The organism is Photobacterium gaetbulicola, from assembly GCF_003025515.1.
GTDB lineage: Bacteria > Pseudomonadota > Gammaproteobacteria > Enterobacterales > Vibrionaceae > Photobacterium > Photobacterium gaetbulicola.
This window is the reverse complement of the sequence record NZ_PYME01000001.1, coordinates 198,239-211,091: the sequence shown is the minus strand read 5'-3', so window position 1 is coordinate 211,091 and position 12,853 is coordinate 198,239. Positions and strand designations below refer to the sequence as shown.

7 protein-coding genes are annotated in these 12,853 nt (G+C 37.0%); all 7 read right to left on the bottom strand.

All coding sequences use genetic code 11. The annotated features are described in order from the left end of the window. Window positions 1-2 precede the first annotated feature (2 nt). The 7 genes from fabD to C9J03_RS00805 all read right to left on the bottom strand — a co-directional run bounded on the left by fabD (window position 3) and on the right by C9J03_RS00805 (window position 12,819). Window positions 3-869, bottom strand: coding sequence for an ACP S-malonyltransferase (fabD, locus tag C9J03_RS00835; protein ID WP_044620967.1), 867 nt, complete (start codon window positions 867-869; stop codon window positions 3-5). A gap of 82 nt (window positions 870-951) precedes the next feature. Then, window positions 952-2,097 (bottom strand): nitroreductase family protein, encoded by a 1,146-nt coding sequence (locus C9J03_RS00830; protein ID WP_146149049.1) that lies wholly within the window; start codon window positions 2,095-2,097, stop codon window positions 952-954. Window positions 2,098-2,187: 90 nt separating this feature from the next. Continuing rightward, window positions 2,188-4,566 carry an efflux RND transporter permease subunit gene (locus C9J03_RS00825; protein WP_044620965.1) on the bottom strand — a complete coding sequence of 793 codons (2,379 nt, stop codon included), beginning with the start codon at window positions 4,564-4,566 and terminating at the stop codon, window positions 2,188-2,190. Window positions 4,567-4,622: 56 nt separating this feature from the next. Continuing rightward, a complete protein-coding gene (locus C9J03_RS00820; protein ID WP_044620964.1) occupies window positions 4,623-5,807 on the bottom strand; it encodes a hypothetical protein in 1,185 nt (394 codons plus the stop codon). Window positions 5,808-5,844: 37 nt separating this feature from the next. Beyond that, the gene (locus tag C9J03_RS00815) at window positions 5,845-6,642 is read right to left on the bottom strand and encodes an outer membrane lipoprotein-sorting protein (RefSeq protein WP_052829599.1); all 798 of its coding nucleotides are present in this window, start codon (window positions 6,640-6,642) and stop codon (window positions 5,845-5,847) included. 47 nt (window positions 6,643-6,689) lie between these two features. Then, window positions 6,690-7,889, bottom strand: coding sequence for an MFS transporter (locus C9J03_RS00810; protein ID WP_082060461.1), 1,200 nt, complete (start codon window positions 7,887-7,889; stop codon window positions 6,690-6,692). 13 nt (window positions 7,890-7,902) lie between these two features. Next, window positions 7,903-12,819: a non-ribosomal peptide synthetase gene (locus C9J03_RS00805; RefSeq protein WP_044620962.1), complete on the bottom strand. Its 4,917-nt coding sequence runs from the start codon at window positions 12,817-12,819 to the stop codon at window positions 7,903-7,905. Between the last annotated feature and the right edge of the window lie 34 nt (window positions 12,820-12,853).

Sequence of the window (12,853 nt, the reverse complement as noted above, 5' to 3'; positions counted from 1 at the left end):
CCTTATTGACAGGCACTTACCTTATACTCATTTTTAATATTATTCACTAACTTAGTCAACACACTTCCTGGCCCTAATTCCTTAAACTCAAACTCGCCAATGCTCAATAAGTATTCAATAGACTCTAACCATCTAACTTGGCCCGTAATTTGTTCCGATAACAATAGCTTTACTCGCTGCTTTGCATAAGGTCTTGCGTTAACATTTGAAATAGCTGGAATGCATATGCTGTTTAAGCGGGCTTCATCCAGCGCGTGAGTAAATTCATCCTTAGCAGTTTTCATCAATGGTGAATGAAAAGCACCACTCACTTTCAAAGGTACAAAATACGTAGCACCGTTATTTAAAAAAAGTGATGACAGTTCTGGTACAATCTGTTGCTCACCACTTATCACTACCTGTAAAGAAGAATTGTCATTGGCAACCCAAACACTATTAATTTTATTCTGCTTTAAAATCTTGTTAACTTTATCTTTATTAAGCCCAATTATGGCGGCCATTGCTCCATTTTCAGCCTTACTCATCAATTGCCCTCGTTTTATTACCAACCGAATCGCTGTTTCAAAATCGAGTAAACCTGAAGCAAAAAGTGCTGAGTATTCGCCAACACTATGACCAATAACATAATCTGGAATCACTCCTGTCAATTCTACTTCATTCAAGTAAGATAATGCACTAACAACAAAAAGAGCTGGCTGAGTATATTGGGTGTTGTTTAGCTTATCACCTATATCGTCTAAACATAAATCGCGCACAGAATAGCCCAAAAAAGAATCAGCTTTATCTAGGAATTCAGGGTATTTATCAAAAAGATCTTTTCCCATACCTTTATATTGAGAACCCTGTCCAGGAAACATATAAACTGTCATATCTAACCTTAATCAAATTGACCATGCTTTTGTGCCAAAAATAAGCACTTAGGATTTATTATATCAATAGCTTTTGCGTAAGCTATACCAGTACAGACTGCAGAGGTCGCCTTACAGACTTCTCCATTCGAGGTGCTAAACCAACACGAACCAAAGCTTGGGGCACTCGCCCCGAATCTATTTCAGCAATCTGTCTCAGTGCCTCCCTCCCCGCAATACTCTCCACAGGATAGCTAACCGGACAAATTGCATATCCTAATTTTGCCGATAATAAGTAGCATTTTTCCAAGACTCTACCAACACTGAGCCAATCCTTAGGCTGATCGGTACTAGAATGGATAACTCCCCACATAGGGACGTGATCGCAGCTAGTATCAACCATATCGATTTCAGACTGTTTTGATTGCTGGTTAACTAAATCTTCCTTAGTCGCAGCAAGCTGCATCCAATGCTTTATCAATATAGGAGCATCATTCTGGAAGATTGAAATCCCATCTCCTGTTGATAACATTTCTGCCCTATTACGACGAAACCATTTCATTGCGTCATTAGTTGCATCACCACTTAAAAACTCTCTAACAGTGACACTGCATACTTCACTTATGTCCTGGCATTTGGCGCGATCGTCAAGCCAAGTAACACCAACATCTGCAATAGGCTTTTGTTCCAGAGCTGCATCAAAATAATGCGAACTAACTTTTCCAATTCCTGTGTAGGAACTTCGGTTGGTCTGACGGTTAAAGATTGCCTTTACTTCAGGTAAATCCTTCAAATCATCTGTTTGGTGATGCCCGTTAGAGGTATCAGTGATACGTGTGTACTGCAACCTGGCAACAAGACCGCTGTCGTAGAAGTGTTCATTACACACACTATCATCAACAAATAAGCTGTAGCCTAACGAACTTGCCATCACCGCCATGTTTTCTATTGCGCACCCTAACCCTTGCCCCATCATCCTGCGTAATGGATCGGCTTTTCCTAAATGGCGGCGGTGATCAGCATACAGATCAATATTGCTCCCAGAAACGCTAAACTTCCAAGGCTGAGTGTTATGAGGGCTTGCAGCCAAAGTACCAGCAAGAACAAGATATTCAGCCAAACTGTAACCCAATGGCTCATCATGATACCAAGTTCGATATCCTCTGTGACCATAGTCAACCTTATTATAGTTAACAACAGCAAATCCCCCTAGCGCCGCCACTCCACCGGTTGCAAATAGTGCCTTCAATATATTCCTACGGTTCAAGTCATTTTCCTCAATAAGATGCTCTGCTTCAGGCAGAGCATATTTTTATAAATTAGCTTTCAGTTACAAAAACTAACAAGATTGCTCTGTTAATAACTCACCTTTTTCATGAGTTTCATATTCCTCGTTATTATCAAAACGAAGCAGTACCGCAGGCAATAAAAATGCATCAGAAATAAATGCTACAAAAATACCTACACTTAGCAATAATCCAAAATAGAGATTAGGATTAAAGTTAGCTAAAATGAATGTCAGGAATGACAATATTAGAACGGCTGTTGTTGAAAAAATCGGATAACCAATTAACTTTAATGTGTTCTCTATTGATTCTTGTGTAGTGAATGCAGCCTTCTTACTTGCTAAATAATGATTTAAGAAGTGGATAGTATCATCAACGGCAATACCTAATGCAAGGCTAGCTACCATAACAGTACCTACATTTAACCTCACTTCAAAAATAACCATTACAGCAACAACGACTACCAAAGGGAAAACATTCGGAATCAAGCTCAATATCGCATATTTAACAGATCGATACATCACAGCAATCAATAAAGTAATGCCGACTAGAGCAACACCTAAAGACTTAACAAAAGTCATCGCTATATTGTTGCCCATATTGGTATAAAGAACATCACGGCCAGTAAACTCAATATCAATTCCTGTTAAGTTATTCTCAACCCAATCGTGAATTTCCTTCATATCTAAACGACTCTGATTGGTTGATAACAGAGGACGAATAACTGTGATACGAGAAGAAGATTCACTTATGTTGATTCTATCATTGATATCCATTCCTACAGGAACAGATAAAGAATACAAGAACAAATATTGTGCTATTGTTTGATCATCTTCAGGAATTACATGATAAGTTGGATCATTTTGATTCATTGCCCTGTTGATATTCTTAATTATTGTAGATAACGAGTAGACAGAAGTGAACCCTCCTGGTGCCTCTTCTGTTAAATAATCAGTAAAATACGATAATTGGTCCATATACTGTTTGGTAGCCACATCACCCGGTTTTTCACTATGGATCAATATCTCAAAGACAGCAGCACCTGAGCCTTCTTTTTCAATAAAATTAATTGCTTGTTTGAACCAATAATTATCAGAGAAATATTCAGATGTTAAAGTATCAATCTTAATACTTGGTACACAGATAGCTGCAATTAAAGCTGCAACAGCCCCTAGAGTAAGAACCCCTTTTTGCCTATAATTAATCCATTTAGATAGACGAACAAACCCTTGTCCGTTGAGATAATTCGCTTTAGTGAGCCTTTTCGATGGTTTTTTTGGATACAAACTTAAAATAATAGGCATTAAAGTAAGGAAAAGAACACTCAAAACCAAAGTGCCGAATCCTGCCATTAGGCCTACTGTTTTAATAGGTTCTACTGAAGCAAAAATGAATGAGAAAAATCCTATCGCTGTGGTAATGCTCGTCAGCATTATCGGTTTGAAATTTTTTAGTACTGTATAGCGTACAGCATCAGCTGTCGAAGCCGATGTCGATTTTTTAAACAGAAAGCCAGATATGATATGTAGTGATCCAGCAACAGCAATTGCCATAATAAATTGTGGCAAAGATACTGTCATCGTGTTGAGTTTAAAGCCCAACATTGACGTAATACCAAGAGTAATTACAATTGCAAAACAAGCGACAATAAATGGAACTAACACCGCCCATATATTTCTAAATAACAAGAAAAGTGCAACTAGCAAAGTTGTCCACAATATAGGGTTCAGTGTGGCTCCATCTTTTTGAGCAAGTTGATCGAATGCAGCATCCGTTATGGGCCCACCAGCCATGTAAAACTCATAACCACTACGCTCCGTTTCAATTTGTAAGATTTTTGTTAACTCTTCAAAAATAACGACAGGAAGAACTTCTCGATTTGCATTTGGTGAAAACTTTACTCGCAATATAGCAGTAGTTTTATCAGCTGTTATTAGGCTACCCATCAGTAGAGCGTCAGTTTCTACATAATCTGATGCTCTTTTAAGATTCTTGGCATTAACACTATAGATATCAGGAAATAATGCATCAACATGAATATCATGATTGTTAGCATAGATCCCTTGGTAATTTGTAAGTGAGTCAACACGAATAACATCTGTCATTTTCCAGAATTGATCGGTAAGACGCACGATTGTTTGTATTGGTTTTTCATTGATCACCCCATTCGGGTCATTAAAAGCCACAACAAACATATCATCATTACCAAATTCTGTAATAAAATTATCATATGACTGAAGATATGTATCGTTCTCAGAGAACCAAATTCTATAATTCGAATCGAACCTTAGGTCTTTAAGAAAGTATCCGAAAAAGCAAGTTACTAGCATCACTAAAGTAAATACTATGAGCCTATTACGCAATAACCAATTGCAATAGCTTAGAATAGGTATATTGGTTTTACTCACTAGTAACATATCATAGTCATCCATTCCTTTATCCTCTGGTATAAATGATTTCACAATTTATCGTCCTGATATTGTTAATATTAAAAAGAATATTCTAGCTTAACTCTAAGCCAACCTGAGCCATCTTCATTTAAATCACCTCGAGAGAAATATTTTTGAGAGTCTTGAAATTGTATTTCGAATGTACACTTATCATTAATAGATCGCCTAAGACTAATTCTATAAACATCAGCGGTACAGTCACAACGCTGGCCTATCGCAATTAATTCAACTTGAGTAAGGGCTTCATCATTCGCAGCCCATCTTACTGAGAAGTAGTTCTCCTCAAATACAGTCATATCTGTTCCATCAGTGTTATTGAAAAAATACTCATACACTAATGTAAGATCCGACTTACCCCACAGGCTTTGCCATGTATGTTCAACCCCTACAGCACCTATAGTTCCACTACTCAAGTCACCTGTAGGATTTTGATAAACCACCTCTGAGCGAAGTAAAATGTCTCCGTATAACCCAGTCAACTCAACTCCCAACCTCCGGTTAGTAAATTGCGAACTATTAGGATGACTAAACAAGTGTTCCTGTGTTAAATACATATAACTTAACCCAAACTCGACATGATCACCAAAATAGGTATAACGAATAGCCCACTGCTTATCATGAACATTTTTTTTGTTAATAGTATTTAGACCCGGATAATAATGACCTGACTCCACATCAGGCACCCTATTTGGAATAAAAAATGGTGCATAGTAAAATTCTAAGTTATTAGAATCACCTAGAAACTTTGTAGTAATGTAAGGAGTACCAATTTTATCAGGACGTAACCAGTCATATTGAAAGTCTCTACTATTCAAAACATCGACAATGGGTTTATTTTCCATCAGTCCCATATCAATAATTTGATAACCAAGAGTATATTCAAAAAGACCACTTAGTGTCTGAAACCACAGCTCATCAAATCCTGCTACAATTTGATCATTATAATTTGGGTTGAACCTCGTAAAGGCATCTATTCCAAAACCACTATTATCAGCTATAAATCCCGATGCTTTAACTCTAAGCTGCAACATATCAGTGTATGAATATTGACCTGGTAGCGGTGTTTCATCAAACTGATCTCGATAGTACTTAAGCTCAACACTTGAATCAGCTTCATATATAGCCGCTAATAAAACTGACTCTTCTGCGGCAACCATAGTAGTAAATAATAGTATTAGTGCGTAATAACAATTAGCTTTTATTTGCTTACACTTTTTGGTCATTCAGATTACCTACATGCGTTTTAATCTATGTTATCGTTTAAAAACGCTGAAATCGCCTAGGTGTAAAATTGACATTATCAAAATCTTCAAATAATTTAATTTCACTTAGTTCCATTACCGTGCGTTTGTTTGTCTGTACATTAAAAACTTCCACGGTTTGTGCACGCCAATATTTACCAAACTTTTTCCAATCCATGGACTTTCTTACTTTAAGCAGATCGCCTTTTCGATCGTAAAACTCTGTTTTTATCTCTAGCAAGTTAGTTTGATCTCGCCAGATGATTTGTTTACTATAACCACTATTTGCTTTAATCGGTGTCCTTTCTATCACATAAGATTCAACCCCGTCGATTATTTCCGAACCCAATAAAATACGCTGATATTTTTCAAGCTGTCGAATAGAGATATCTTCGTAAGCCAATTCTGAACCCATAAATGCACCACTTTTATTTGAGGTGGCGATCCTTTTTACTTTCTTTATTGAAGGTAAAAACAACCACTGATCATCATCGTCAGCACCTTTAGAATGAGTTAATAAACGTACACCATTTAATTGCGCTGGATACGTGAATTTTACAATGCTGCGGTCAAATCTGTTTTCATACTGTTTTGCAAAGTATTCCATTTCCCTAACAGTTTCATTATTGTTTGCATCATAAATTAGGAATTTTAACTTACGGCTCTCACCGACATAGCCATCTTCCATAGCTGCAACTTTTTCGGCTATCTGCTGTCCTGTAAGACCTTCAACTTTGGTCACAGCAGCATTAGCTGCATTTAAAGATAACATTGCTATCGTAGCTGTTATAAATGCTTTTACGATATTTATTCTCATTAAATCCATCCTTATTTCATAATCCGTAATTTAAAACTCATTAATTATCAGTTCACTAGTTTTCTTTCTGTTCGAAGGTGCTGTAAATGGAAATTAACTAAAACTGAGCAAAAAAGAATTGCTGACACTAAAAAAAACCAACCTTTATCGCCTGTTCTCTCAACTAAGAAAGAAGATAAAATTGGTCCTATACCACATCCCCAGCTAAACATTGCTGTAAACCATGCACTACCAGATGCTATTTTATTTTCATCAAGTTTATCGCCAATCATTGACAAAACAAGCGGAAACATAGGACCTAAGACAAGTCCGATTAACCCACAAAATATCAATAAAACAATGAAGTTAATCTTATCCTCATAACCAAAAGAGTCATATCCAATCAATGACATAGCAAAAAGAAGGATACAGCCAATCAATGTAGTCAACTTTAACAAGCTATCTTTACCCAAGCTCTTCTCCAGCTGACCTAAAAATGCCATACCTAATCCAGAGCATAAAATAAAAACTAAAAAAGGATAGCCAGTATACTTGACAGTCATACCCATGCTTAGTACTAACAATGGAATTAAAGAGATCATCACACTCTCCAGTACTCCATATGCAAATATATAGTGCAAAGGTACTATAATAGAAGAAATTCCTGCTTTTCCTTTTATTGCATCTTCTGAACATCTTGGCTTGAGGTTTTTAAATCCAAAGTTGACAATTAGTATAGATATAATGATAACGATGCTAGCAACAACAAATGCCATTTTTTCACCAAATCCATACATATAAGCAGCGAACACAGGACCTATACCAAAACCTATTCCTAATAATATTGAGTAAATAGTCGATACTGCTGTTCTATTTTTATTGCTAGCTAGTAAATTTACAGATGTCTGTCCAGCAACTAAAAATAATCCCATCCCTATACCACTTATTACCCGTAATAATATCCATATCTCTAAAGATTCGAAAAAGGCATAGCACCCAGATAAAATAGCCGTTATCATTGCTCCAGCCAGCATTACGGGCTTGATACCTAATCGTGTAATATAACCTCCAGCAACAGGAGTAATTACTGCCATGGTAATAAAGTAGCTACTTGAAGTTAATCCAATTAAATCAGTTGGCACTCCTTTGGAGTCCATTAACATAGACACCAAAGGAGGAAATATACCGAGTGAGAACCCAGCCATGAACGCAATAAGGTATAAGCGAGTTAAGTTGGTATTCCTAGATGAGATATCCAAACGGTACATTGTCAAAAGCCTCTTATTGCATGATATTTTCTAGTGAGCTTTCTTTAATTTCACTCTTAAAGTTAATCATACGCAACAGTCTTGTTGTATATTCTTCGACCAAGTTCTCAATTGTTTTAGCATGATAACGATTAGAGCTATACCCTACTCTTACCTGTAGTTGCTGCTCATGTATAGAAAGCCAAAATTCTATTTCACTTACTCGTTTTTGCTGAGGAAACGAAATTCGTTGGTGTGAATCCTTCTCATTAAACTCAAACACATCTGATTTAGGAGCTGTAACATATCCAAGATAGTTCAGCCGTACGGAAGTCAGCTTTTCATCGGGGTAGCACGATTCTGGTAATCTGTCGCCTAGCCAGTCATAGGTAATACCTGACAGCGGAATAGCGGCAATCCCATTCTCAACGTTAGCTACTTTTCTAGCCCAACTGTCGTTGTGATTCCAATTCAAAACTAAAGGTACATTGACTGCATAGTTACCAATACTGTTTGTAGTATTAATACCTTCAATATCGCCCCCTCTTCCATTAAATTTATGACTGACTACAACCGTATCTAATCCTAGATGATCTGCAATCAGATCGTACAGTGGGCACGCAAGTACACTATATAACGAAGACTGATAGTGTTGTTTCGCTAACATGACAAGTGAAGCCGTCTGTTCTTTTGAAAAAGTGCGCGATACTATTTCTTCGCTCGCCTGGTCATTTATGCCATCATTACATTCGAGAGGAATAAGTGATTTTTTGGAAATACTTCCAAGAGTTGAAATCCAATATTCCAAGTGATTATTTAGCTTACCTGCAGACTCCAGTTCACTAATTTTACAGACATAGTCACCATATTGTGTTTTTCTTGGCTCATCAAGAAACTGTTCAAATTCTAGGAAATGACCATAACTTCTCCACAGCTCCCTAAAGAAAATTTCTGAAGAAATCATATCTGAGATCAGATGATGGCCAATAATTGAAATGTCAAATTCATTATCAGTTACTTTGACGATAAGAAGGCGCCATAAAGGAAAAACTTCAATTTTAATCTCCTCCAAAAGCTCAGCTATCTTAAGCTCTACTTGTTCATCACGCTCAAGTGTGGTGAGGTGCTCTGCACTGAACAGTTCGGGATTCACAGAGTTATCACTGTCTACAAACTCCTGATAATGAAACCGTTCACCTGGAACGATAACAGTTCTTAATGCATCGTGACTAGAAATTAGTTTGTTCAGAGCCGCTGTGAATACTTCCAAGTCCAAAGCTTGCTTATAGGTAAAGCGATGATATCCAAACCAATTATATGGTTTATCGAAGTGATTCATTATCCAACGCTGTGCTGACCCTAACGGCAATTTTGTATCATTTACCGTAGATACCGGCTGCAGAGAGCTATTACTTTGGCGCGAAAAATCTACACTTAGCTGTGACAGGCCTTTACGATCAAGCTTACCATTATGATTTTTAGGTAGGCTACTAAGATGAACTGCATAGTTTGGCAACATATATGAAGTCAGCTTCCCTTCGGCGAAGCCTGTCATTTCACTAAGACTCGTTTCTTTACCCGCATAAAAGCAGATTATTTTTTGCGTATTGTTAATTTCTTTGGTTATTACTCCAACTTCATCCAGATTTGGATGAGAAAGAAGTACATTTTCTATTTCACCAAGTTCTACTCGATAACCTCTAATCTTAACTTGATGGTCAAGACGGCCTTTATAGGTATAGCAGCCTGAGCTGTCACAAGTTACCAAGTCGCCCGTTTTATATACTTTATCGGACTTAATATCTTGCCAAATATTATCAATGAATGTTTGTTCTGTCTTTTCCTCGTCATTAAGATAACCTTTCGCTAGTTGTGGTCCGGCAATACACAACTCCCCAGTTTCACCAGGATTAACCCGCTTTCCATGCTCATCTATAATCAATAATTGAACACCGGGCATTTCGCTTCCAATCGGTATCGACTTATCGTTATCTTCAGGCATAGAATCAATAACGTATGCACTTACATCAATCGATGCCTCTGTAGGCCCATATAGGTTAGCTAATGGGATCGAACCATACTCATGAAACCATTGTCGAACAAAAGTGCGTGGCAATGCTTCACCGCTACATACTAGATATTTCATGGCCGACAAATCAGGTGCGTCACCTTCCACTGCATTCAGGAACTCGCCCAACATTGAGGGGACAAAATGCATATAGTTAATAGCTTCCTTCGTTAGCCAATCAGCTAATGCCCAAGGGTTCTTGACTGTATCAGTATCAACAATAGCTACCTCTCCCCCCAGCATCAGCGGCCAATATATTTCCCATACAGAAATATCAAAGCTACAGGATGTCTTCTGGGCAACACGATTTCCAGCAATAAGTCTGAACAAGTCTTGATGCCATTCCATCCTTATCATATAGCCGAGATGGTTAAGCTCGACCCCTTTAGGATTACCAGTCGACCCTGACGTATATAGAACAATCATCGTATCATTAGGGTTTACCTGAATACCTGTTTCCAAGATACTGTATTCAGACCATACCGACTTTGATACTAGGCTTACCTCTGACACGCTGCGGTTTCGCAGCAGCGGAGTCCATTGTTCCATAAAAATGATTGTGTTCAATTGCGAAGAATTTAGCAATAAGTCATCAACTTGCTTTGCAACATTGGAATTAGCAATGAGAATGTCACACTGGGCATGCTCAAGAATGTATGTCACCCGCTGGGTAGGAAACTTATCGTCGATAGGTACATACGCTGCTCCGGTTTTGAGAACTGCTAGCATTGCTATGATCATTTCACAGCTTCGATTCAGGTGGATCGCCACCAACTTGCCATTACCAACACCTTGGCTCACAAGGTAATTTGCCAGTTGATTCGAACTTTCATCAAGTTCACGATAGGTTATACGGCCATTTTTATCATATACAGCCGTAGCTTCCGGGGTTAAACTAGCCTGCCTGATGAAATGCCGAAACGGAATAGGCTCAACATCAGTGTAAAATTGCGTTTTTGTATTTTTGTTTAATTTCGAGTTAGCTTCAATTATAAAGTCAGCTAGTTGCTCTAAAGTTCTACACTTAAACAGTGATAACTTATCTTTAATATTATACTTTTTAGCTATTTTATTAAATATTCTGATCAACTCTAATGAATCGAGCCCCAAATCTGCTTCTAAATGCAACTTGGCGTCTTTGTCTTTCAGCTTGACATTTATATTTTCTGAAATAAAGTCCAATAGCTTATTTTTAAAATAATTGATATCCCACTCTGGAATACCTTGTGTCTTGACGTTATAACTCGGAGCAAAATCACCTGTTTTATGATCTATTTCTTGTAATTCTGGCTTACTCACTAAATCATATAACGACTGGTGGTAATTTTTCATTAATTGCTCCATCATAGAATGGTCAAAAAGTATTGCATCAAAATTCAATGACATAACTAATTGACCATCATATATTTCTTGAAGAAAATCTATAGCACCGCTGCTATTTGACGTCGTAGGTCGATACTCTATAACTTCAACCTGTCCGTAGTGTTTTTTAAGTTTAACTCTTCCTATATATGGAAAGTAGATATTGGAACGAATAAAACTTCTGATCAAGGGTATCATTTTCGATGGTATCTGCCCCCTGTGTAAAGTAACAGTATCCTTAACAACTTTCGCAGTTACATCACTTTGTAATGAATCTACCCCTTGAGATATCGCCCAATATAATTCCTCATGCAAATTTTTTATTTGCTGTTCAAACCCTTCGCTTGAGAATATATCCCTCGTTCTAAAAGGTATGTTTTGAGCAAAGCAACCTACCATTTTTTCTATTTTTGGTATGGGATACAAAATACCGCTAGTTGGGATTTGTAATACAACATCATCCAAATTTTCATCAAAGTCTCGCAGTGTTCGAATAAACATTCCAGTTAAAAGTGTATTGATAGAAACATCATACTTTTTAGTAAGATTAATTAGATTTCTTGTAAGTTCATCACCTGCATTGATAAACAAATTTTTAAACCTTGATCTATCAGGATTAAACTCATCATTTTTCATATTCCAGAAAAATGGTTGTTCACCAATTTTTTTCATATATTCTATATAATCATAGTCATTATATTCATCACGAGCAGCATTGATTTCATTTATAGTGTTTGCAAACTCTATATCGGTTATTGGCAAGCTAAGCTCCGATATGGTATTTTTTATAATGGCATCATATATACCCATGAACTCACTTACAATATTCTGATTTCCACGACCGTCCGAAATTACATGGTCATTACTAAAATACAGGTAAAATTCTTCCTCATTAATCACACCAATATCAAACTGATGCAGTGGCCATTGATCTAGCTTCCACTCTTTATTTATTCTCTGATTAATAATTTCATCTGCATCATCACCCTGCAGATGAATGACCTCTATTTCTGGAACTTTGGCATCATGCTTGATATAACTTATCATTTCGTTAAAAGATGTTGCATTATCTGGCAGCACATAATATGTTCTTAATGCAGGAGTTCTTTCGACTAAAAGTTGCCACGCCTTTTTCGCAATATCAAGGTCAAGACTCCCTTTTAATTTTAACCGTGTACAAAGTCCATTTCCCGCATTTAGTGCATGTGATAAGAAAAATATCCTCTGAGAATTTAATATTGGAAATTCAGTATCAGATGGATAATTCTCCTTTTCATTGATACTTTCATCCTGTACCACGTTATAATGTTCAAAGACATCACCGATTACATCCCATTTAACTAATTCTTCATGAGTTAACGGCCTAATATGCTCAAAGCGAGCCACAAGTTGACTCATCAATCCCATCATCTTGATTGAATCAAGTGCTAAATCCAGCTGCAATTTTGTTTCAGCTGTCAATTCATTTTCAGGGAAACCTGTTAACTCAGATATTAATTGCTTAATTTCGTTGACTATCATTTCATTATCCTTAATTTAAAACCATCAAGTTGAC

What these genes read in the sequence shown, in the direction of transcription:
- fabD (WP_044620967.1), bottom strand. Translation starts at nt 869, where the DNA reads ATGACAGTTTATATGTTTCCTGGACAGGGTTCTCAATATAAAGGTATG.
- C9J03_RS00825 (WP_044620965.1), bottom strand. Translation starts at nt 4,566, where the DNA reads ATGGATGACTATGATATGTTACTAGTGAGTAAAACCAATATACCTATT.
- C9J03_RS00820 (WP_044620964.1), bottom strand. Translation starts at nt 5,807, where the DNA reads ATGACCAAAAAGTGTAAGCAAATAAAAGCTAATTGTTATTACGCACTA.
- C9J03_RS00815 (WP_052829599.1), bottom strand. Translation starts at nt 6,642, where the DNA reads ATGAGAATAAATATCGTAAAAGCATTTATAACAGCTACGATAGCAATG.
- C9J03_RS00810 (WP_082060461.1), bottom strand. Translation starts at nt 7,889, where the DNA reads ATGTACCGTTTGGATATCTCATCTAGGAATACCAACTTAACTCGCTTA.
- C9J03_RS00805 (WP_044620962.1), bottom strand. Translation starts at nt 12,819, where the DNA reads ATGATAGTCAACGAAATTAAGCAATTAATATCTGAGTTAACAGGTTTC.